Consider the following 21,693-nt stretch of genomic DNA (forward strand, 5'->3'; position numbering starts at 1 on the left):
GAGATTACTCCCCGTCTGTGGCTAACCGGACCGACGCCGACATACCGGCAACGAGGCGGGTATTTTCCGGCACCTTATCCAGTTTAATGTCTACCGGTACACGCTGGGCCAGTCTCACCCAGTTAAAGGTTTGCTGCACTTCGGGAAGCAACTGGCTGTTTGTGGAGGTATTGGTGTCGGCAATAGCGTGTCCAATACTGGATACTGTGCCCGACAACGCTTTGCCGCCGCTCATCAGGTGAATAGTGGCTTTCTGACCTTCATGAATGAGAGGAAGCTTTGTTTCTTCAAAATAACCGGTAACGTACAGAGTATTATCAGCAACCACAGAAAGCACCGGCGTGCCCTGATTCACGTAGTTTCCTTCCCGGAGGGTCAGGTTCACTACCCGCCCGCTCACCGGCGCAGTCACGGTTGCCCGTTCAAGATCGATTTCCGCACTGGCAAGCTGTGCCTTTGCTACATCCAGTGCAGCTGTGGCCATATCGGAACTGATGCGGCTGCTTTCCAGCTCCTCGGCACTGATACTGTTACGCTCTCTGAGTTTTTCACGGCGGGTAAACTCATGCTGCGCAAGATCCAGCGCCAGTTGTTTACTGTGCACCTGCGCGTTTAACTCGTCTACCGCAGCCTGATAGCGTTTAACATCAACGCGGAATATCACATCGCCCTTTTGTACTTTCTGATTATCTTTCACCGGCAGGGCTGTTACCCATCCGGACACATCCGGTGCAACAGTGATGATGTCAGCCTGAACGCGGCCGTCCCGGGTCCAGGGCGAATAAAGATAATGATCCCACACCCAGCGCCCTGAGAAGACAGCGACGGCGATAACCAGAAGTGTCACAATGATGCTCAGTACTTTTCCCATGTTCAACCCGCCAACATTTTCACCGTCGCCGCGAGGTAGCAAATAAACAGCGCGACCTCGAACCAGGGTGGTTTCCACAATTTTTGATATAAACCGGTGGCATATAACCCGTAACGGGTTAATAACGACAACAGAAAAGCCAGCGGAATCATCACCACCATCGGGCTGAAAAGCATGCCGCCAAGGGAAAGTTCGCTAAGCACTGTTACTCCGGATTATTTGCTATGTCCTTATTCTGATTATTAATTGTAGAGCAGAAAAGATCATTCGCCTATCGTGATTATCCGGCTGATTGCAGCGGATTAATTTCTACGGTGATATGGCCCGTATTGTAATATCATCAGGGTGCCTTTGCTTCGCCCCTCTTCAGATAAGGATTCTTTTGATGTTTTATGTGTTAAAACGCTTGTTGACCGTGCTTTTCATAATGACCGCAGCGCCGAGTAATATGACCCGCGCCGCAGAGCCTGTTCCGGTAATTTTTGACACCGACATTGGCAGCGATATCGATGACATGGTAGCGCTGTCGCTTATTTTAAAAAGTCCGGAATTAGAGTTGAAACTGGTAACCACGGCATCGGAAGATACCCGTTACCGGGCGCAGGTGGCGGCGAAATTTCTGACAAAAGCAGGAAGAACAGATATTCCTGTTGGAATGGGTGAGCGCTTTGAAGGCAAAGCAGAATTTCACAAGCCCTGGGTAGCTGACTTCGCACTGTCTGATTACCAGGGTGACATTATCGAAGACGGTGCAGGTGCTATTATAAAGTTACTTGAACAGTCTTCAGATCCCGTCACCATTATCGTTGCCGGCCCTATGCATAATATTGCTGCCGTGCTGGAACGTGCGCCGGAACTGGCTCCGAAAATGCGTATAGTGGGCATGCATGGCAGTATTTACAAAGGATACAGTGATGAGCCTTCTGCCGAGTACAACGTGCAAAACAATGTACCGGCCTTCCGGAAAGTGCTTCACGCGCCCTTACACAGTTTCACCATTACGCCTCTTGATACCTGCGGCGATATGATTTTCGACGGTGAACAATATCAGCAACTGAAAAACAGCATTGACAAACAGCTTGAGGTCATTTTTGAGAACTACCCCATCTGGGCGGGCCTCGTTACCTGGGAAAATGCTGATTATCTGGCAACCCGCAGTTCGGTAATGTACGACGCCGTTGCTGTGTACCTTGCCCTTCCCGACCACAGCTGGCTACCCGCTGAGCCCATGCATTTATCTGTCACCCCAGACGGATTTACTGTACCGGCAGACAGTGGCCCGCAGGTTAACGTCGCCTTAGAATGGGCCGACCGTGACGCATTTAAGCAATGGTTCGTAGAACGGTTGCTGACTTCAGCTGATTAAATCATGCATCCAGTTCAGTGACGGCAGCTGTCTGTCGGGTTGATAGAACAAACGGTTCAGGCGTCCGAGCAGATTTACCGTTCTGCTGGGATCGTGATTTTTTACCCGCGACTCACTCTCTGTCAGCATAAACTCCCAGGGCTGCAAATTGATGCTCTCAATTTCTTCTGTGGTTACGCCTAAGGATTGTAAGGTGGATAAAATCCGCTCTGTCTTACTTTCATTTACGGGGATGGCATCCTGACCGTACAAATCATTCAGCGGCGCGTTTACTGCCTCAAGGGTATGGTTGATGGCATTCCACACTGTGTCGTGATCGAATTTCCAGTCCCGTGGCGCGTAGTATCCCTCAATTTCCCACTCCAGTTCAGCATTGCTGACCGCGATGGAGCTTTCCGCTTCCGGTGAATAAGACAAATCAGGGCGGGCGCCGATATTGTAAGCGTCGACACTGAGTGCTACACAAATCACTAAATCACCGCACACCGCTTTGTTCTGGTAGAGGGCTTCAAAGGCCGCCCGTTTTACCCCCATCCAGCCATGTACGCGGGAAGGTTGTTCAACAAAGTCCCGCACATCATCGGGTAAGTCTTCGCCGTAGCGGTCAATTAATAACGGTAACGGACTTTGTTCCGGTGCTTCATCGGGCATCCAGACTTCATATTCCTGGCGGTTATCGCCTTTACCCCGGCTTTTAATGCCATAAGACAAGTTAACCGGCCGGCAAATACTGCGATCCTCATCCACCCGGTGAAAATACTCAGAGCGCATCCGTTTAATAAAGGGCGCATCCAGGCCTGCCAGTGCAGCGGTAGGATAGCGGTAGCCGATTTCACTGTGAGTCACCATGCTGAGCCCGGCAACCTGCTCTGCCAGTTTGGTTTTCACTCCTTTGAGATGATGTACGTTGGGCAACACGATGCTGCGTTCCGGCTCAATAGTAAGCCTGCGACCATCTTCAGTGACAAATTTAGGCGTTTTGTGAAACGCGTAATGAGTTAATCCAAGGGCCTGAACGGCCTGATCACGATACTGCGACATTTCGCTGAAAAGCGCAGAATGATTACGAATATGCTTGAACAACGGGCGATATAGCGTCATTAACTTCTTCCATGCAGCGACATTAACTTCAGTCTGCCACAAAAATGCGGTGTGGCGAATCCTTGTTTACTACGAACGGTTACTCATATGGGGTTTACCCATAATGTAATTTTTCCGGAAATGACTGAAATACGTACTAAGGCTGGCCGCTGCCTGTGCTTCGCCCGCCAGTTTCAGGACTTCGATACCTACTTCTGCTGTGCATAGCTGAAAATCATGCGAAGCTTCGCGGAGGGCGTAATCTGACAGCGCTTCAGGCTGAATGCCCAGTACAGGAAAAGACTGCAAGTACGCACTTTTACGGAACATGCGGCCGGCTTCACGCCACGTGCCGTCGAGCATGATAAACAAAGGGGTTTTACCTTCCTGCACAGGCACGTCATACAACCGCCTTTCGGGTGCTGCATTCTCATGCGGAAAGATGATTACCGGCATGTAGCGTTCGTCATTTAACAGCGCCAGCAACGCTGGCTGAGGTTCTGTCCGCGACCAGGTAAAGGCATAATTGTACTTAGCCACATCAGCGATTAAACGGCCTGTATTCGACGGTTTGTAGCATTCGCCTTTATACATCAGAAACAGAAAGGCACTTTCAGCCACAGGTTCCGGTACAGCATCGCAAATACAGTGCACCGCCGGCAGCAGACAACCCTCGCAGCGTATTACGCGACTACCCCGCGTGACAAAAGGCCGCGTTGATTTAGCCAGTTCCTGAATACGCAGTGCCAAAACTGAATTATGCAAAACCAAAATCACTGTTAAGAGGTAAGGCGCGCAGTTTACCCGACCAGCGCGCCGGTTACGATAAGCCATCATGGTAAAAATGCGATATATTCAACCAGGTTTCCAGGCCTGCTTTTCAAAAGGAGTTATTTCATGTCGCACCCGGTTGTTGCGCAACTGCAAGCTGTGCTGAGCCCCGAACATATCGCTACAGATCCTGCCGCTACCGAACACTATCGTTCCGGCTGGCGTTCAGGGCAAGGTAAAGCTCTGGCCGTGGTATTTCCGCAAACTCTGGTTGCACTCTGGCGCGTGCTGGAAGTGTGTGTAAACAATAACTGCATCATTATTATGCAGGCTGCAAAAACCGGACTGACGGAAGGCTCTACCCCGTCCGGCGATGATTACGACAGGGAAATCGTGGTGATAAATACCCTGGCCATGGATGATCTCATCATGCTTGAAGATAGCAAACAGGTCATCAGCTTCCCGGGCGCCACGCTGCATAAGCTTGAAGATCAGTTAAAACCTCTTTCGCGCAGTCCCCATTCCGTTATCGGTTCATCCTGTCTGGGCGCGTCCATTGTGGGCGGTGTAGCAAACAACTCTGGCGGCGCACTAATCAAACGCGGTCCTGCCTACACCCAATATGCCTTGTATGCGCAGGTTAATGAACATGGCAGGCTGCAACTGGTTAATCACCTCGGCATTGAATTGGGGTCAGAGCCTGAAGAGATCCTGACAAACCTGGAAAACGGCACATTCGATAAGAACAGTACGGATAACAGTAAGTTTGCCAGCGCGCAGGATTACGCAGACATAATTCGTGATGTGGATGCCTCAACCCCCGCCCGCTACAACGCAGACCCGGGCAAACTTTTTGAGGCCAGTGGTTGCGCCGGTAAGCTCGCGGTATTTGCAGTAAGACTGGATACCTTTGCCAAACCCGAAAGAGAACAAACCTTTTATATTGGCGTGAATGATCCGGCGCTTCTGGCGAAGTTGCGCCGGCACATGCTGGCAGAGTTTACGCACTTACCGGAAGTCGCAGAGTACATGCACCGTGATATTTTCGATGTCGCTAAAGACTACGGCAAAGACACCTTTCTGGCTGTTAAGCACGTGGGCACCGGCAGGCTGCCTAAAATGTTTGCAGCAAAAGGCCGCATTGATGCGCTGCTTAACAAGCAGTCCTGGCTACCTTCGTTTCTTTCAGACCGCATTATGCAATCTGCCGCCAGGCTGTTTCCCAATCATCTGCCCGACAGTCTGATGCAGTACCGGAACCAGTATGAGCATCACCTCATTCTGAAGATGAGTGATGAGGGCATTGAAGAAGCAGAAGCTTTTCTGACATCATTTTTTGCCGCTGAACTTGGCGGCAGTTATATGGCTTGTTCACCGGACGAAGCGTCTGCCGCCTTCCTGCACCGGTTTGCCGCAGCAGGCGCTGCATTGCGCTATCAGTTACTGCACGAAAAAGAAGTGGGCGACATCCTCGCACTGGATATTGCGCTGCGCCGCAACGACATGGACTGGGTAGAAACGTTACCGCCGGAGCTTGACGCAAAAATTGAGAAGAAACTCTATTACGGACACTTTTTCTGTCATGTATTCCATCAGGACTACATTCTTAAAAAAGGTACTGAGGCAAAGCAGGTAAAAGCAGAGATGCTGGCCCTGCTCGATAACCGCGGAGCCAAATACCCGGCAGAACACAACGTGGGCCATCTATATGATGCAGAAGTTACCCTGAAAGCCTTCTACCGCTCACTGGATCCGACCAATACGTTCAATCCCGGCATCGGTCATATGGAGAAAACGAAACGCAACTGTGCATGTTGTTAAACATGCACAGCCTGTTTTTTTAGAACTTATAAAGAAATGCGGTGTAGGCAAACTGTGAGTCATCAGGGTAATCACCCTGCTCAAGAGCATCGCCTTTCATCAGGTAGGCACCGCCAAACTCAAGACGCAGTTCCGGCATGACCTGATAACGCCATCTGACTTCTAACTGGTTACCCATGAAGTCCTCTTCGCCCTGCTCTACTTTGTGATACCACAGGGCTTTATAACCCACCATGATGTTATGCACACCACCGATTTTGGTTACGCTGCGTAACCCCGGCGCAATAATGTTGCTGCGCTTAAAGCTCTGATACACATCCGTTGGACCGAAGTCGAAACGTCGCACGCCATAGAGGCCGTCAAAGGCGTTAATCTCATCGTCCGCGCTGTCATTGTCGCCGGTAGCAAAGTCAATTTCCGCCCGTAAAAAGGTGCTCTTTGTGACTTGCTGACCTAAATGGGCGTGCACCATCCATGCATTCACATCCAGATCGGTAATATCGCTGGCTGATGAAGACGATCTTGCCGTACCCGTTTGCCCAATCACTTCAATATTGCTTTTCCAGTCACCGTCAAAGCTTTCTGAGTAATCCACAGACAAGGTGTAAAGGTCGCGATTTTTCGTCGCCAGTTCTTCAGAGTCACTTTCCTTGAACCAGTAATTCTGAATCTTCCATTTCTCATCCGGAGACACGGCATACAGACCAAAGTACTTACGCTCACTGAAGCTCTTATCGAATGCACGCTTATTATCTTCTACCATCTGAGATTGCGTCGGAAAGCGGCTTACCGGCAGAAAATAGAATCCGCGGATATCCCAGTCTTTGACGACGGTATCAACCATCACACCGTCGAAGGCATTGATGGCATTACGATACACACCTTTCGCCATCAAACGGCGACTGCCATGGTCGACTGCCATACGGCCAACGGTGATGGCTTTTACATACTCGTTGAAATCTTTGTAGCGGATAAAGTACTGCAGCGGTTCAAGGGTGTTAACCTGAGACGATTTCAACGTCGGATCGTTGTCATCTAAAAATGCCCGTGAATCCTGAATTTCCACGGTGGCATTCCAGTTACCGTAATTTGCCTCACCTTTCAACAAAACCCGTGAAGAAATACGGTCGTTGGATTGAGTACGCTGGGCTTCTGTGGCCGGAAAAATCGGATTTTTCAACGATTCGTAACGCATTCTCCAGGAACCGCTGAAATCAAATTCAACATCCTGAGCAAGAGCCTGAGGAGCAAGTAAAGTACCCAACGCTGCAATAAGCGCCGGACGAATAAATTTACGTATGGCCAAAATATTAATCCTTTTGAAATCTGAACCGGGTCAGATATTAGAACCTGAAATATAATGCGAGAAGTATAGATGGTGAGAAACTGAGATGCCCTACACCTTTTGGAGAGATTAGGTATTTGAAATCATAAAAAGTATGACTACAATTTTCATGATTACCATAAAGTATAATGTGAAATGCTGATACAGTTTGGTGCTATACCTTATAATTGAGATCAGAAAAAACACTTTGTCAACTGTACATTGCCAATCACCACATAAAGAAGGCGTTATGCTCAACTTCGAAAATATGACCGTTCGTCAAAAGCTGTCAGTGCCACTCAGCTTTGTTGCTCTACTTATTCTGGTAGTCAGTTTTATAAGCATTTCTAACAGCCGCTCACTGGCGCACAACACTGAAACCCTGTCTGCCACATTCACAGAATCAATCAGTACGGCATTGAACGCAGACCGCGATTTGTATCAGGCGCACTCTGCGCTGCTGGACCTGATGCTGGCTGAAGAACTGGGGATCAGTGGCGCAGCGACCCTGATTGAAGATTACGAAGAGAATGCTCAGCAGGCTAACGACCGGATGGCAAAAGTGCTTTCACTCACGAAAGATTATCCGGACGTGGTTAGCGAGGCAAAGCAGTTCCGACAGGATTTTGATAGCTGGATCGGGCTGAATCAACAGGTCATGACGTTAATACGCCAAAATAACGTACGGGAAGCTGCCGCCATTTATCACCAGCAGGGGATGCCACTGTTTGAAGCCTTGCGGGGCAACTATGACCGCATTGGCGAAGCAGTGAAAAATCAGTCAGACAAAATCACCCGTGACAGTCTTGCAGCCAGTAACCAGCAAACCGTGTATCTGATCATTGCTGTGGTGCTGGCTGTTGTTGCCTGTGCAGTAAGTATTATTATCGGTCCGCGCCTTATTACCCGCCGCATTAATATGTTGCGCGATGTGCTTGATTCAATCAGTAAAGGCGAAGGCGATCTGACTCAGCGTTTAAGTTCAGATGGCCGCGATGAAATCACCGGCGTGGCACTGGCATTCAATGCGTTAATGGACAACCTTCAGCGGCTTATCAAGCTGATTAAAGCTGACGCTGTGTCACTGAAAGATGCGGAAGCCTCGATGCGCTCATCGTCAGACGATGTCAGAAACATTTCCCATGAGCAACGTGACAACCTTGATCAGATTGCTACCGCAATTAACGAACTCAGCTATGCGCTGAAGGAAGTTGCTGACAATACACAGGATGCGCTGAGCGATACCCGCACAGCCAATGAAGATGCAGCTGACAGCCAGGCAGCGGTGTCTACCTCCGCAGCAACGGTATCCAAAACCTCTCAGGCGATCACTCATGCCAGCTCTGTGATTCAGAAGCTGGAAAAAGAAACACAACAAATTTCTTCCCTGCTGGACGTGATCAGCGGCATTTCTGAACAGACCAACCTGCTGGCACTGAACGCGGCAATCGAAGCGGCCAGAGCCGGCGAACAGGGTCGCGGTTTCGCCGTGGTTGCTGATGAAGTCCGCTCGCTGGCTAACCGTTCCCAACAGGCCACCACAGACATTAATGAGATGCTGCTGAATCTTAACAAAGGGGTGTCTGAGGCTGTATCGGCTATTGAGTCGGGCTCGTCACAGATGGCGGAAGTGGTAGAGATTTCAACGTCGCTGAATGAAAAACTGAATAAAGTATCGTCGTCGGTCACCGGTGCCAACGACCGTATCTATCAGATTGCCACCGCCACGGAAGAGCAAAGCCAGGTAGTGATGAACCTGAATGAAACCGTATCATCGCTGAACACGCTGAGTCAGCAGGTTATCGCAACCGTTGAACAGGCCGGTGCCGCCAGTCAGCGGGTCAGTGATGTATCCCGCAATATCGACGGTAACGTGAACCGCTTTAAAGTTTAGGACTGAAAACAGCCCTGTAACTTATCAATGAGTGTGACCAGCTGGCGGGCTTCGTCAGCGTTTGTTAAGCAGACAAAGCACACCAGGTGTGCCCGTACTCCAATGCTACCCGTGGCAACATTGAAGTGGACATCACGGTAGTATAATACGGCTTACGCTGTTTCCGGCGACGCTTTATCACGGGTTTCCTGTCTGAATTTCAGCGGTGACAACCCGGCCTTTTTGGTAAAAAACTTGGTAAAGTGCGCCGGATCTTTAAAGCCAATGCGGTAGGCGATTGAAGTAATACTGAAATCGGCGAACATCAGGTGACGCTTGGCTTCCACCAGCAGATGCCGGTGGATCATCGACAATGCATTCACGGACGCATGTTGCTGGCAAAGCTGATTTAAGTGCGCCGCTGATACGCCGATTTTTCCTGCATACCATCCCACCTGGTGATGCGTTGTGCCGAACTGGGCGATCAGCGCTTTAAACTGCAGAAACTTTCTTTCCGCCTTGGAATACTGACCGGGCACATCTTCATGTTGCGATGTACACCTGGCAATATGCACAACCATCTGCCTTAAAAGTGCGATGGTCATTTGTTCTTCAAATTGCCCGTGGCCGTCGGCCTCCCGCTTCAGTTGTTTGCAAATAAGCTGCAAATCTTCGCAGGTTTGCGCCGGAATATCCTGCAAAATAGCGCCTTCCTGAAACGCAGCCTGATAGGCTCCCGGTGAGATTTCAGAAATCGCCGCAGACACAATTGACAGTACAAATCCTTCAGACCCGGGTTCCCACTGAAAACCGTGCATGTGGCCTTCAGGAATAGACAATAATACCGGCGCGGATACAGCTAATTGCTGCTCATCCAGCTGAACTTGCCCGCCCCCTTTGACGACGAAAAAAATCTGGTGCAAATCCCTGTGACGGTGAGGCTGAATCATCCAGTCGTGGCGTTCACTGCGTGTGGTCAGCGGCTCACAGTACAGAATGTGTCTGTGTTCCACCTGTTCGTCATCACCATAGAAATCCACCGCGTCCAAAGAATTCAACATAATTTTCACTTTCTACAAAATTGACAATTAAGCACCTTTTTTATGCATTAACTATGCATTCAATCTATATAAAATACAATAAACAATGTTAACAGAGGTTTCACAATGAGCTGGCAACCCAAAGATTATGACGATATTCCGGGCACTTATGTGTTCGACGGACGCGCAGCCAACCCGGCCTATGCGTTAAACAAGTTACTGTTTTCTTTTAATGAAGAAGCCAACCGCCTTGAGTTTGATCAGGACCCGGCCGCTTACTGCGACAAAATGGGTGTGAAAGACAAATATAAAGATGCCGTAGTGAATCAGGATTTTCTCGGCATGCTGCGTATGGGTGCAAACATTTACTTCATGGCCAAAATGGCGATTCCCCGTGGCACATCAGTACAGGATGCCGGCGCGGCGTTTCAGGGCATTACGACTGAAGAATTTATCGCGAATTTACAAAAACGGGCCGAAAAGCTCGATGAACTGATTAAGGCAAAAGGAGACTACTGGAATGGCTAAGCTTTTAGGCGGTATCACCAGCTCACATATTCCGGCAGTGGGCGCTGCAATATCCAATAATTTAACGCAGGAGCCTTACTGGAAACGCTTCTTTGACGGCTACGGTCCGGCCAAGGCGTGGCTGGAAGAGAAGAAGCCCGACATCGTGATTGTGGTTTACAACGATCACGGCCTGAATTTCTTCCTCGACAAAGTACCCACGTTCGCGCTGGGCTGTGCTGATCAGTACTTCAATGCCGACGAGGGCTGGGGCCTGAAGCCTGTCGCACCTTTCACGGGTAACGCACCTTTCTCATGGCATCTGGCGGAATCACTGGTAGAGCAGGAATTCGACATTTGTACCTGTCAGGAAATGAAAGTCGATCACGGCTTTGTAAACCCTATCCGCGCGCTTTACGGCGACCATGAAATCTGGCCGGTTCAGGCCATTCCTCTGGCGGTAAATACCGTTCAGCATCCTGTACCGACCGCCCGCCGTTGCTACAAACTGGGCCAGGCTTTAGGCAAAGCTATCGCCAGCTTCCCGGACGATCTCAGCGTGGTGATTCTGGGTACCGGCGGTATGTCTCACCAGCTACAGGGTGAGCGCGCAGGCATCATTGATGTGGAATTCGATTTAGAGTGTATGGATAAAATCGCCACTGATCCTGAGTGGTTTGCAGACCTCTCGAACACTGAAATCATGCGCCGCTCAGGCTCTGAAGGTATTGAAACCATCATGTGGATGGTAATGCGCGGCGCATTACGCCACGACGTGGAAGTGGTGCACAAGCACTACCATGCCCCGATTTCCAATACCGGCGCGGGCGTGATGGTGCTGGACAACCATCCTGAATAATCACTTCAGGCATGTTTTGCTTTAGTTAATTAACCGGAGGCATCAGGCCTCCGGTTTTTTATGCTCAGCCCTTAACAGACGCGCTGGCTTTTACCTGCAACCAGAGGCAACATAAGCGTACTCATATTAATGCAGGTGTACTATGCGCTTCTTGTTGTCCCGGCATCTTGCCCAGTTTGTAGCAATTTATGACAAAGGCTCGTTGCGGGCGGCATCGGAGGTACTGAATGTGTCCCAGCCTGCGCTGTCGAAGAGTTTGAGTCAGTTTGAAATGCTGCTGGATGTGAAGTTATTCGACAGAACCGGTGGCCGTTTAAACCCCACTCCCTTCGCAGATATTCTCAGGACCAAAGCCAATATCATCCTTAAGGAAGCGGAGATAACCACCCGTGAAATTGAGAAAATTAAGCAGAACTATTACAAACCTCTCACAGGCAGCGCCGGCCCCGTGTGGCTGTCTGAGATTTTGCCGGATGTACTGCCTTCGCTGTATCACCAGTTTCCTGGCTTGAACATCGGCATTAAGCTTGAATCAGCAGACGTTGCCATTCCCAAAGTACTCAATGGTGATTCTGACATGTATTTCGGCTTTATCCCCGCCGGTGAGCTGGCTCACGGACTCAGTGCTATTCCGCTGTTAGATCTCGAAAGCATGCTGTTCGCCCGCCGCTCACATCCTATCCATGCGCTGCCCGCGAACGAACGCGCAGCGTCCCTTTGCGATTATCCCTGGTCTGCATTCGGGATCTGGGAAGGTGCAATAAACATTTCCATGAAAGAGAATCTGCAACGCAAAGGCATTCCTTTTTCCGGCTTCACCTACGGGATTGAATCTTTACTTGGCCTTGCCCGTATCGGCCAGCAAACCGACCACATTATTATGTCTGTGGATGCGGTGTCAGAAACCTTTGCACAGTACGATTTAATTCCTGTAGAGGCAATTTCACTGAATCAAACTTTCTCGTCCGGCATGGTGTGCCGCACCAGCCTGACAGATTTCGAACCGGTGAATTATCTGCTGGAAGCGCTGAGAACCCGATATAATCAGCCGTAATTTCCCATAAGTTATAGGTTGATAATTTAATATCAATTGTAGTTATCACAATACGCGTGCAACATTAACTTCAAGTTAACCTCCAGTTAACAAAGAAGAGTAAACAGATCCTGTCTGTTTGTAGTTTCTTTCCGGACAACGACTTTTGATTACTGAGAGCACGATGACACACACAAAAAACAGATGCCTGAAAAGCACATTAGCAATCGCCATTGCCTCCACCTTTTGCAACCCCGGTTTTGCTCAGGACACGCCAACTGATGATATGGAAGTCATCGCGGTTACCGGGATCCGCCAGAGCCTCACTGAGGCCATGGGAATTAAAAAAGAATCCTCCACCGTTGTTGATGCGATTTCTGCCGAAGATGTAGGTAAGTTCCCTGACATTAACGTTGCGGAATCCCTTCAACGTATTACAGGTGTCCAAATTAACCGCTCCCGCGGTGAAGGCTCCTCGATAAATATACGGGGCCTGCCTTCCGACTTCGTGCTTGTACGCATGAACAGTGTGGCGTTACCAAATGCGTTAACGGATACCGGTTCAGATACCAGCCGCAGCTTTGACTTTACTTCTTTACCCAGTGAATTTGTCAGAACCCTGGAAGTACACAAAACGCCCACCGCGTCTCTTGAGGAGGGTGGCCTGGCCGGCTCGGTGGTGATCCGCACTCCCCGCCCCTTCGACTTTACTGAGCGCCAGCTTGCGCTGTCAGTGCAGGGCAGCAAGGAGTCTAACGCCGAAGATATTGGTCCCCGTGTTACTGCTTTCTACAGCGATGTTTATGGCGACGGTGATTTTGGTCTGACACTGGGTGTGTCTTACATGGAGCGGAATTCCGGCACCCAGGATTTTCTAAATTTCGGTTATACCAGCTTTTCTGAAGCTGAAGGTTTCACCAGCGGTTCTCAACAGTTTGGCGCGTTTACTGAAGACGGGATTGCCAATCCGGAGATCTGCGACGGCTCCGTGGCCTCACGGGACTTATGTAGCGGACAGGACTTCAACGGTAATGGCGTACTGGATGATGGCAGTGTAGCCATTCCCTACATTACCTTTCACACCATGTACGACGAAAAGCGCACCCGCACCAGTGCAATTTTGTCAGCCCAGTGGGCGGCATCGGATAACCTTGAGCTGACGGCTGACGGCTTTTACACAAAATATGAAGTCGACAGCGCACGGGCAGAATTCCTCGCCTTCCCCTACAACTCATTGGGGCCGTACTATCCTGACGAGTCTGAAATCCGGGATATTGACGGACGTGCAGTAGCAACGACGTTCCGCGCCGATAATGTGGATACCCGTGCCGGAAACCGGATAGAACAGCGGGAAGGTGATACCTGGTCGATGACGTTGCTGGGTAAATATCTTACTGATAACTGGACGGTTAACGGTCAGGTAAACCGCTCCCGTTCTTCACAGCTGGCAGACAACCTGAATATTGTGAACAGTACGCTGGTGGATTTAACGCTGCAATCTGAACAGGGTGATGCGGTTACCTCAACCACTTACATGAACGGTTCTGAAGACCGTGTGCTGGACCAGCAGAACTATCGCCTCGTTGGTGTTAACGGTGCCTACAACCAGGCATCATCGGAAGATTTACTGGATATAAAACTCGACGCTGAGCGCTACCTGGATTTCGGCAATATCACGAAATTCAAAACCGGCTTTCATTACGCTGACCGCAATAAAGTGGGTCAAAGTGCCAGACTGACAATGAATGTGGCCCAAATTGAGTCACTCTTTGGCGACCAGCCTCCGGTGGAGCTGTTCGAACAACTGGGGATCACCGGCACCTCTTCTGCCGCTTTCCTGCTGCAACCGGTATCACCACTGAACGGCGCGTATCTTGAAAACTATCCGGGCCTTATTCAGGAGCGGCTGGCCATTGATACCCGCAGAATGCTGAACAGCTTTTCCCGGGAAGAGCTTATTGCTGCCGGTAATTACGGTATTGATCCCACCCTGTCGGAGGATGTATCCGAAGAAGCGACCAATGCCTATGCCGAAATAGAGTTTGAAAGTGGCGATGGCAATCTGTCGGGTAACTTTGGCGTTCGTTACACCCGCACAGAGCAATTGTCCCGTGGTGCCGGCGCTGACCTAAATCAGATTACCTTCAATCCTAACGGCGGGTTAACCACAGTGGCACCGTTGGGGTTAATCGAGGAATCCAACAGCTACAGTGAATGGCTGCCGAGTCTTAACCTTCGCTATAACCTCACAGATGAATTAATCGCGAGATTTGGTGCCAGCAGAACCATTGCCCGTCCGCGCTTTACAGACATTTCGCCGGTAACGGTAGCGAACGTGGAAGCCAACAGTATTACAGGCGGTAACCCGACACTGGATCCGTTTAAATCGAATAACATTGATGTGGCTCTGGAGTACTACTACGGTGACACAGATATGGTATCTGCAACGCTGTTTTACAAAGATCTGGTGTCTCTTATCCGCTCCGGCTCTACGGTAATAAACCTGCCTGTAACCAATGCATTGACCGGGGAAGTCTTTACAGCCCAGTTTATCGACCGCAGTCCGTCCAATGGCGAAGGTGCCAAAATTCGTGGTGCAGAGCTGGCCGGTCAGCATAGTTTCGTTTCACTGCCGGGCTTGCTGTCCAATACCGGTGTTAACGCCAACTATACCTTTATTGATAACAGCGACCCGGAAGCCATTACCGCCGGCTCAAAGCACAACTTCAACGTGGGCGGATTTTACGAGGATGATACCTTCGGCGCGCGTATCTCCTATACCTGGCGCGACAAATTTCTGTCTCAGCTTGTAGCGTTCGGTGGCAGAGGCGCGGTTACTCAAGCATACGGCACGTTAGATGCGTCGGTGAATTATAACGTATCGGAGAATTTCACCGTTGTCGTGGAAGGCGTGAACCTGCTTGATGAAGCGGTAGAAATTAAGTTTACCGACGGCCTGCCCTATCAGGTTGTAGACAATGGTCGCCGGCTGTTTGCGGGATTCCGCGCCACTTTCTGATTTCCAGTGAGTGCCCGGCCAATCCCTCAATACCCCGATATTATGGCCGGGCCTTTTTTCTCCCCTAGTTTAAGGAATTTACCAGTGAGCTATGTATCTACATTGCTGGCAGCTTCTGCCCGCGTTTCACTTATCACCGCATTTTCGCTGGCAGGGCTCAACAGCGCTATGTCAGCCCCGCAACCGGAGCAACCCAATATCATCGTAATGATGGCTGACGATATGGGCTACGGAGATCTAAGCACCTACGGGCATCCCAATATTGTGACTCCCAATTTAGATGCAATGGCCACAGAAGGGATCAAACTCACCTCGTTCTACGCTGGTCAGGCAGTATGTACACCCTCCCGTGCGGCACTTATGACAGGAAGATATGCCATCCGCTCCGGTATGCAGCAGGTATTGATGCCTGATTCAGATCGCGGCCTGCCCCAGTCTGAATTTACGATGGCTGAAATGCTTAAATCTCAGGGGTATCAAACTGCTATGGTAGGAAAATGGCACCTGGGCGATAAAGCCGGATTTTTGCCGGTGGACCATGGCTTCGATCAGTATTTCGGCTTGCTTTACAGCAATGATATGACTGATCCCTGGGTGACAGCAGAATTGATGGGCAGAGAAAGCATGTCTCCGCTGCAAATGTTCCGTAACGACAAGCCTGTGGGTGTGATCAAAGACCAGTCTGTGCTCACCACATCATACACCGAAGAAGCTGTTGCCAATATCGGCGCATTTTCTGACGATAAACCTTTCTTTTTATATATGGCCTGGTCCATGCCCCATTTACCGGTGGCAGCACCGGATTTTCAAAAAGGAAAATCCGCAGGCGGATTATATGGCGATGCCGTATCAACGATTGACTGGAGTGTTGGTGAAGTAATGAATGCACTGGAAGAAAAAGGTGTTGCGGACAACACCATTATTGTATTTTTCAGTGATAACGGCCCGTGGCAAAACCTGCCCGACAGAATGGTTCAGGGCGGTGTGGAACGCTGGCATGTGGGCAGCGCCGGCACGTTAAAAGGTTCAAAAGGCACCACCTATGAAGGCGGTTCCCGTGTCCCTGCCATCATTCACTGGCCTGACAGTAAAATTAACGGCTCGGTCAATTCAGAATTGATTTCAGCGCTGGATTTATTCCCGACATTCGCCACATTAAGCGGCGCAACTTTGCCTGAAGATCTCACACTGGACGGCGCGGATCTGTCGGATTTTCTGAAGGGTAATACTCCGCATAGCAAAGACAATTACTTCTATTATTTCCGTGGTGATGTGGCTGAAGCCGTCAGAGATAAAAAATGGAAACTGCGCCTGTCTCCTTTTGATGAATTCAGCGGTGAGATGGCCAGTGCCGGTGCTACCCGTGTTAAGCCTGAACTGTATAACCTTGAAGATGACCCGTCAGAGCGCTTTAATGTGGCTGACTCTCATCCAGAGATAGTTGACCGGCTGACGAAGCAACTGGCGCGGTTTGCTGAAGAGACACAGTCTCAAACTTTTGCAGGAAAGTAATAGATTGTCAGATTCTCATGCGCAGGACGCTTATTCCCTGCCCTTTTAAAAGCAAAAGCCCTCACATGGAGGGCTTTGTTTTCTGTTCAGCTCTATTTCTTTCCGTCTGAGAGATACTCAGAAATCTTCTGTATCAATATCTGCCTGTGCACCTGCGCCATAGCGGGCACCCTGCACGGTTTGACGGTTGATGATGTCATCAGCCTGTGCAAATACCTGCTTATCCAGAGACACTGCGCTGGCCTTTAAATCTTCCGTTAAGTGCGCCTCTGACTTCGTGCCGGGCAAAGCGTGAATATGGTCACCTTGTGCCAGAACCCAGGCGATAGCCAGTTGAGCCGGCGTGACACCGTTTGCTTCAGCAAGGGCTGCAAACTCAGCGTACAGCTTTTGATTCGCTGTCCAGTTGTCACCCTGAAAACGTGGCATACCTTTACGGATATCACCATTTGCCAGAGCTTCCGGATTGTCGATACCACCAGCAAGATAACCACGGGCCAGCGGGCTGAAAGCCACAAAATCGATACCCAGTTTCTGACAGGTTTCCAGTACGGCAATTTCTGCGTTGCGTGTCCACAGAGAATATTCTGTTTGCAGCGCAGCAATAGGGAATTCATTGTGGGCTTTCTGCAAAGAATCTGCTGACACCTCAGACAAACCGATGGCACCGATTTTACCGGCTTTCACCATATCACCTAGCGTACCCACACTTTCTTCCACTGGCACATCTTTATCGATTCTGTGCAGGTAATACAGGTCGATGTGATCGGTCTGCAGACTTTGCAGAGCGGTATCCAGGGTTTTTACCAGAGTATCCGGACGCCCGTCGATGACACGTTTGCCGTCAACGCCTGTCATGCCGCATTTGCTGGCCAGAAAGATGTCTTTACGAAAACCTTTAATGGCTTCACCCACCAGCTTTTCGTTACTGCCAAAACCGTAAAGCGCGGCAGTATCGAAATGGGTAACGCCTTGTTCAAAAGCAGAAGCCAGCAACTTGCTGGCCTCCTGCTGAGAGACTGAAGCGCCGTAAGCGTGGTTGAGGTTCATGCATCCAAGGCCGATTTCGGATACCAGACGACCAGCCAGCTTTCTTTGTTTCATTCTCTCTCTCCCGTTAACTTTTATACCGCTTCCGCATCATGCCGGATACGCTGGCTGTAGTTGCCTGACGTTGTCGACACACGATACGGAAGACTAGCAGCATCAGCTGTTAAGTTGCTGCTCCAGATCGTGAAGCACTTTATAACAGTTAATGACTTTGTGAACACTACTGTTCGGATCGCGGCCTTCTTTGATGGCAGACAGGAACTCGCGATCCTGAAGCTCGATACCATTCATCGACACATCGACTTTGGACACATCAATGGCATTTTCGCGGCCATCCACCAGGTCATCGTAACGGGCAATGTAAGTGCCGTTATCGCAGATATAACGGAAGAATGTACCCAGCGGGCCATCGTTGTTGAACGACAGTGACAGTGTACAAATTGCACCGTTTTCAGCCTGCAGCTGAATTGACATATCCAGAGCAATGCCCAGCTCGGGATGGATTGGTCCCTGAATCGCATTCGCTTTAACGATAGGAGAACCCGCCTGATATTCGAATAAATCCACAGTGTGGGCAGCATGGTGCCACAGCAGGTGATCGGTCCAGGAACGGGGCTCGCCTTTGGCATTAATATTTTTACGACGGAAGAAATACGTTTGTACATCCATCTGCTGAATATTCAGTTCACCGGCTGTGATTTTATTATGTACATACTGATGCGAAGGATTAAAGCGGCGGGTATGACCCACCATGCACACTTTGCCGGTTTCCTGCTGGGTTTTCACAACCGCTTCTGAATCTTCCCAGCTGTCTGCCAGCGGAATTTCAACCTGTACGTGTTTGCCGGCTTTCATACATTGAATTGATTGCGCAGCATGCTGTTGTGTAGGGGTACAGAGGATAACGGCATCAGCATCGGATTCCAGTGCATCGTCCAGAGACGTATACACATTCGGAATACCGTATTCGTTTGCCACGGCTTGTGTCTTTTCTAAATTTCGGCCAACCAGACCAACAACTTCAGCGTCATCGATATTTTTCAGGCCATCAAGGTGTTTGATCCCGAACGCACCGGGACCCACTACGATTACTTTCATTTTATTCTCCCAACTCATTTCTGTTCAGCCAGCCAGACCTGCATCATTCCTATAGGTACCGGCAGCGATGATTAATCCGCCCAGTAAAGGCGCATGGGGTTATCAATTAATAATTTACGCTGTAACGCTTCTGTGGGGGCGATTTTGGGGATCATATCCACCAGGTGCCCGTCATCCGGCATATGTGTTTTCATGTTCGGATGCGGCCAGTCTGTTCCCCACAGCACGCGGTCTTCAAAACGGGTAACCACTTCCCGGGCGAACGGCACTACGTCTTCGTAGCCACCTTCCGGTCCCACAATGGACAAGCGCTCGGGACAACTTACTTTCGACCAGAAGTTTTTGTTCTCTTCCAGCAGTTTCAGAAACAGAGCAAACTCTGGTCCGTCTACCGGTTTTGTTACGTCAGGCCGGCCCATGTGATCAACCACAACAGTGGTAGGCAGGCTGGTGAAGAAATCATAAAGCTCAGGCAGTTCCTGAGATTCAAAGTAAATGACGATATGCCAGCCAAGAGGCTTAATTTTCTCAGCAATAGTGCCCAGCGAATCGAAGGGCAGCGCGTCTACTAACCGCTTCACAAAGTTAAAGCGAACGCCCCGTACACCAGCGGCATGCAGAACCTGAAGCTCTTCATCAGTAATATCCGCTTTTACGGTAGCAACGCCGCGGGCAAGACCATCAGAGTGGTTTAGTGCGTCAACCAGTGCACGGTTGTCAGCGCCGTGGCAGGTAGCCTGAACAATAACGTTGCGGCTGAAACCCAGATAATCACGTAATGCCCACAACTGATCTTTAGACGCGTCGCATGGCGTGTACTTGCGCTCCGGCGCGAAGGGGAATTCATTACCGGGACCAAACACATGGCAATGGGCGTCAACAGCACCTTCCGGTACGACAAACTTCGGCTTCGACGGTGACTCGCACCAGTGCAGCCAGTCGGCATCAACAGTAAAACCACTCATTAATTCATTCTCCTGCTGACAGTGAAAGGAGCGCAAAATATTTCAGGCACCGGATTTCGCTGTCAGAAACGATTCAGTTGCGGCGTAATAACTACAAGCCGTTTCAGGGCTAACAGTATGCTACCGCGAATTAACAGATGCTGTTAAGAAATGCGACGACAGACATTAGTTTTTTCTATAACGATACGAAAAATACAAGTAAAAAAGCACTATTTACAATTCAGTCTTTTAAATAAGAATTAAAAGGCTTTCGCCCCTTTCATCAGCATTCAAAACAGATTTTACAGCCATAAATAAATTGTCATAAACAGATACCAGTGCAGCAGAACTTTTACAGCTCACTCCGGCGTCTGAATTCCCCCGCCGTAGTACCTTCCGCCTGTTTAAAGAAACGACAGAAATAACCGGTATCTTTGAACCCTAAAGTATCAGCAATTTCATCCAGCGATTGCCGGGTGTAAATCAGTCGCCGCTTCGCTTCATTTACCAGTCTTTGGTGGATCAGCTTTTTCGGGGTGGTATTGAGATGCTGCTGACATATGCGGCTAAGGGTAGAGACAGAAATGTACAATTTTGACGCATAATCATTTACATTCAAATGTTGCTGATAATGTTTGTCGATGAGCTCGCGGAAACCCAGCAATACCCTGGAGTCCCGGCCCGATGTACCGGCAAGATTACGGGCTGTATTTTGTTGCCTGGCAACCAGCACAAACAAAAGTTTAAGCAACATATGGATGCTCACTGTGGCACCGGGATCATTACTGCGCATTTCACCGGCCAGCATATGCAGATAAGCAACGAACCGTTCAGACTGATGCTTGTCCTGAAATTCAATAGCTTGTGAAGACCATACTGCACCGGTAAAGTCCGCGATTGCGCTGTCACTGCGCAATGCATTTACCACATCGGCATTAACAGAGAGCACGTAGCCGTTGGTGTCCGGCGCGAAGGTAAATCCGTGCACTACGCCGGGTGGTAGTGTCACTACCCAGTCTCCCTGAAGCGTCAGCTTTTCATCATCCCGTTGTACGGTCCATTCATCATCAATAACACAAATAAGCTGGAATAATTTGCCGTGGCGGTGAGGCGAAATCTCCCATCCCAGTCCCGCACTGCGGGCGCGGATATCTTCCAGATGAACGAAGTCAGCACTGAGCTTTAAGAACGACTCACCATACAGATCATAGAAGGGGATCTCATCTGGTTTCACGGCGAAAGAGTACTCCACGAAGGAAATTATGATTAAAAAGTACAACAGCTGTTTACAAAACCCAAGGTTTTTTACATCCTGCAAGTCATCCCGAACTATCAAACAATCATTTTCAATCCATAATAATCATATCTGATATTTATATTTTCGATATCACGTAGAGAATTGCCCCACAGGCAAACCTTATTCAGCCTGACCTCACAGGGCATGCATAGTCTGAACTAATACATTATTAAAAATATAGTATTTTACTTTTGTATACGCATTGTTAAATCTTGGTAACAAATTACA

General features: G+C 49.5%; 18 protein-coding genes and 1 pseudogene. 9 read left to right on the forward strand and 10 right to left on the reverse strand.

All coding sequences use genetic code 11. From position 1 onward, the window contains the following. Positions 1 to 4 precede the first annotated feature (4 nt). Together ACXAG2_RS09790 and ACXAG2_RS09795 are read right to left on the reverse strand one after the other, a co-directional pair. Entirely contained in the window at positions 5 to 871 is an 867-nt protein-coding gene (locus tag ACXAG2_RS09790) for an efflux RND transporter periplasmic adaptor subunit (protein ID WP_474866449.1), read from the reverse strand. Between the two features lie 2 nt (positions 872 to 873). Then, entirely contained in the window at positions 874 to 1,074 is a 201-nt protein-coding gene (locus ACXAG2_RS09795) for a DUF1656 domain-containing protein (RefSeq protein WP_119499689.1), read from the reverse strand. A 182-nt stretch (positions 1,075 to 1,256) separates the two neighbouring features. On the opposite strand from ACXAG2_RS09795, the gene ACXAG2_RS09800 reads away from it, so the two are divergent. Next, on the forward strand, positions 1,257 to 2,237 hold the full coding sequence (locus ACXAG2_RS09800; RefSeq protein ID WP_474866452.1) for a nucleoside hydrolase: 981 nt from the start codon (positions 1,257 to 1,259) through the stop codon (positions 2,235 to 2,237). Here the strand turns inward: ACXAG2_RS09800 and ACXAG2_RS09805 are convergent. Then, on the reverse strand, positions 2,226 to 3,338 hold the full coding sequence (locus ACXAG2_RS09805) for a hypothetical protein (protein WP_303573449.1): 1,113 nt from the start codon (positions 3,336 to 3,338) through the stop codon (positions 2,226 to 2,228). The genes ACXAG2_RS09800 and ACXAG2_RS09805 overlap by 12 nt on opposite strands. 69 nt (positions 3,339 to 3,407) lie before the next feature. Then, positions 3,408 to 4,067 (reverse strand): tRNA-uridine aminocarboxypropyltransferase, encoded by a 660-nt coding sequence (locus ACXAG2_RS09810; RefSeq protein ID WP_474866877.1) that lies wholly within the window; start codon positions 4,065 to 4,067, stop codon positions 3,408 to 3,410. Between the two features lie 147 nt (positions 4,068 to 4,214). Here ACXAG2_RS09810 and dld point away from each other — a divergent pair, with 147 nt between their 5' ends. After that, positions 4,215 to 5,909, forward strand: a complete 1,695-nt coding sequence (dld, locus tag ACXAG2_RS09815; RefSeq protein WP_474866454.1) for a D-lactate dehydrogenase — start codon at positions 4,215 to 4,217, stop codon at positions 5,907 to 5,909. Positions 5,910 to 5,928: 19 nt separating this feature from the next. On the opposite strand, the gene ACXAG2_RS09820 is transcribed toward dld, so the two are convergent. After that, positions 5,929 to 7,215, reverse strand: coding sequence for an alginate export family protein (locus ACXAG2_RS09820; protein ID WP_474866456.1), 1,287 nt, complete (start codon positions 7,213 to 7,215; stop codon positions 5,929 to 5,931). 268 nt (positions 7,216 to 7,483) lie between these two features. Here ACXAG2_RS09820 and ACXAG2_RS09825 point away from each other — a divergent pair, with 268 nt between their 5' ends. Continuing rightward, a complete protein-coding gene (locus tag ACXAG2_RS09825; RefSeq protein WP_474866459.1) occupies positions 7,484 to 9,127 on the forward strand; it encodes a methyl-accepting chemotaxis protein in 1,644 nt (547 codons plus the stop codon). 71 nt (positions 9,128 to 9,198) lie between these two features. Then, a pseudogene (locus ACXAG2_RS09830) lies at positions 9,199 to 9,273 on the forward strand (Ohr subfamily peroxiredoxin); the annotation flags it as partial. A gap of 6 nt (positions 9,274 to 9,279) precedes the next feature. Here the strand turns inward: ACXAG2_RS09830 and ACXAG2_RS09835 are convergent. Further along, positions 9,280 to 10,167, reverse strand: a complete 888-nt coding sequence (locus tag ACXAG2_RS09835; RefSeq protein ID WP_474849145.1) for a helix-turn-helix domain-containing protein — start codon at positions 10,165 to 10,167, stop codon at positions 9,280 to 9,282. A 105-nt stretch (positions 10,168 to 10,272) separates the two neighbouring features. Between ACXAG2_RS09835 and ACXAG2_RS09840 the strand changes: the two genes are divergently transcribed. The 5 genes from ACXAG2_RS09840 (at position 10,273) to ACXAG2_RS09860 (ending at position 17,076) form a co-directional block, all read left to right on the forward strand. Then, complete coding sequence (locus tag ACXAG2_RS09840; protein ID WP_119499679.1) at positions 10,273 to 10,674, forward strand: protocatechuate 3,4-dioxygenase; 402 nt, start codon at positions 10,273 to 10,275, stop codon at positions 10,672 to 10,674. Then, positions 10,667 to 11,512, forward strand: a complete 846-nt coding sequence (locus ACXAG2_RS09845) for a class III extradiol dioxygenase family protein (protein WP_119499678.1) — start codon at positions 10,667 to 10,669, stop codon at positions 11,510 to 11,512. Before ACXAG2_RS09840 ends, ACXAG2_RS09845 begins: the two co-directional genes overlap by 8 nt. Positions 11,513 to 11,654: 142 nt before the next feature. Then, on the forward strand, positions 11,655 to 12,566 hold the full coding sequence (locus ACXAG2_RS09850) for a LysR family transcriptional regulator (RefSeq protein ID WP_474849147.1): 912 nt from the start codon (positions 11,655 to 11,657) through the stop codon (positions 12,564 to 12,566). Positions 12,567 to 12,729: 163 nt separating this feature from the next. Beyond that, on the forward strand, positions 12,730 to 15,564 hold the full coding sequence (locus ACXAG2_RS09855) for a TonB-dependent receptor (RefSeq protein ID WP_474866461.1): 2,835 nt from the start codon (positions 12,730 to 12,732) through the stop codon (positions 15,562 to 15,564). Positions 15,565 to 15,648: 84 nt separating this feature from the next. Beyond that, a complete protein-coding gene (locus ACXAG2_RS09860) occupies positions 15,649 to 17,076 on the forward strand; it encodes a sulfatase family protein (protein ID WP_474866463.1) in 1,428 nt (475 codons plus the stop codon). Between the two features lie 117 nt (positions 17,077 to 17,193). Here the strand turns inward: ACXAG2_RS09860 and ACXAG2_RS09865 are convergent, their stop codons facing one another. The 4 genes from ACXAG2_RS09865 to ACXAG2_RS09880 all read right to left on the reverse strand — a co-directional run bounded on the left by ACXAG2_RS09865 (position 17,194) and on the right by ACXAG2_RS09880 (position 21,402). Beyond that, the gene (locus ACXAG2_RS09865) at positions 17,194 to 18,180 is read right to left on the reverse strand and encodes an aldo/keto reductase (protein WP_474866465.1); all 987 of its coding nucleotides are present in this window, start codon (positions 18,178 to 18,180) and stop codon (positions 17,194 to 17,196) included. Between the two features lie 102 nt (positions 18,181 to 18,282). Beyond that, the gene (locus ACXAG2_RS09870; protein ID WP_474843870.1) at positions 18,283 to 19,224 is read right to left on the reverse strand and encodes a Gfo/Idh/MocA family oxidoreductase; all 942 of its coding nucleotides are present in this window, start codon (positions 19,222 to 19,224) and stop codon (positions 18,283 to 18,285) included. A gap of 71 nt (positions 19,225 to 19,295) precedes the next feature. Further along, positions 19,296 to 20,189, reverse strand: a complete 894-nt coding sequence (locus ACXAG2_RS09875) for an amidohydrolase family protein (RefSeq protein WP_474843872.1) — start codon at positions 20,187 to 20,189, stop codon at positions 19,296 to 19,298. 331 nt (positions 20,190 to 20,520) lie between these two features. Then, positions 20,521 to 21,402 carry a helix-turn-helix domain-containing protein gene (locus tag ACXAG2_RS09880; RefSeq protein WP_474866467.1) on the reverse strand — a complete coding sequence of 294 codons (882 nt, stop codon included), beginning with the start codon at positions 21,400 to 21,402 and terminating at the stop codon, positions 20,521 to 20,523. Positions 21,403 to 21,693 lie beyond the last annotated feature (291 nt).

The sequence above is a fragment of the Alteromonas sp. ABH4_456 genome (genome assembly GCF_056160645.1).

Excerpts from the sequence above, each read along its gene's own strand:
- ACXAG2_RS09790 (WP_474866449.1), bottom strand. The coding sequence starts at position 871 with ATGGGAAAAGTACTGAGCATCATTGTGACACTTCTGGTTATCGCCGTC.
- ACXAG2_RS09800 (WP_474866452.1), top strand. The coding sequence starts at position 1,257 with ATGTTTTATGTGTTAAAACGCTTGTTGACCGTGCTTTTCATAATGACC.
- ACXAG2_RS09805 (WP_303573449.1), bottom strand. The coding sequence starts at position 3,338 with ATGACGCTATATCGCCCGTTGTTCAAGCATATTCGTAATCATTCTGCG.
- dld (WP_474866454.1), top strand. The coding sequence starts at position 4,215 with ATGTCGCACCCGGTTGTTGCGCAACTGCAAGCTGTGCTGAGCCCCGAA.
- ACXAG2_RS09825 (WP_474866459.1), top strand. The coding sequence starts at position 7,484 with ATGCTCAACTTCGAAAATATGACCGTTCGTCAAAAGCTGTCAGTGCCA.
- ACXAG2_RS09835 (WP_474849145.1), bottom strand. The coding sequence starts at position 10,167 with ATGTTGAATTCTTTGGACGCGGTGGATTTCTATGGTGATGACGAACAG.
- ACXAG2_RS09840 (WP_119499679.1), top strand. The coding sequence starts at position 10,273 with ATGAGCTGGCAACCCAAAGATTATGACGATATTCCGGGCACTTATGTG.
- ACXAG2_RS09845 (WP_119499678.1), top strand. The coding sequence starts at position 10,667 with ATGGCTAAGCTTTTAGGCGGTATCACCAGCTCACATATTCCGGCAGTG.
- ACXAG2_RS09850 (WP_474849147.1), top strand. The coding sequence starts at position 11,655 with ATGCGCTTCTTGTTGTCCCGGCATCTTGCCCAGTTTGTAGCAATTTAT.
- ACXAG2_RS09855 (WP_474866461.1), top strand. The coding sequence starts at position 12,730 with ATGACACACACAAAAAACAGATGCCTGAAAAGCACATTAGCAATCGCC.
- ACXAG2_RS09865 (WP_474866465.1), bottom strand. The coding sequence starts at position 18,180 with ATGAAACAAAGAAAGCTGGCTGGTCGTCTGGTATCCGAAATCGGCCTT.
- ACXAG2_RS09870 (WP_474843870.1), bottom strand. The coding sequence starts at position 19,224 with ATGAAAGTAATCGTAGTGGGTCCCGGTGCGTTCGGGATCAAACACCTT.
- ACXAG2_RS09875 (WP_474843872.1), bottom strand. The coding sequence starts at position 20,189 with ATGAGTGGTTTTACTGTTGATGCCGACTGGCTGCACTGGTGCGAGTCA.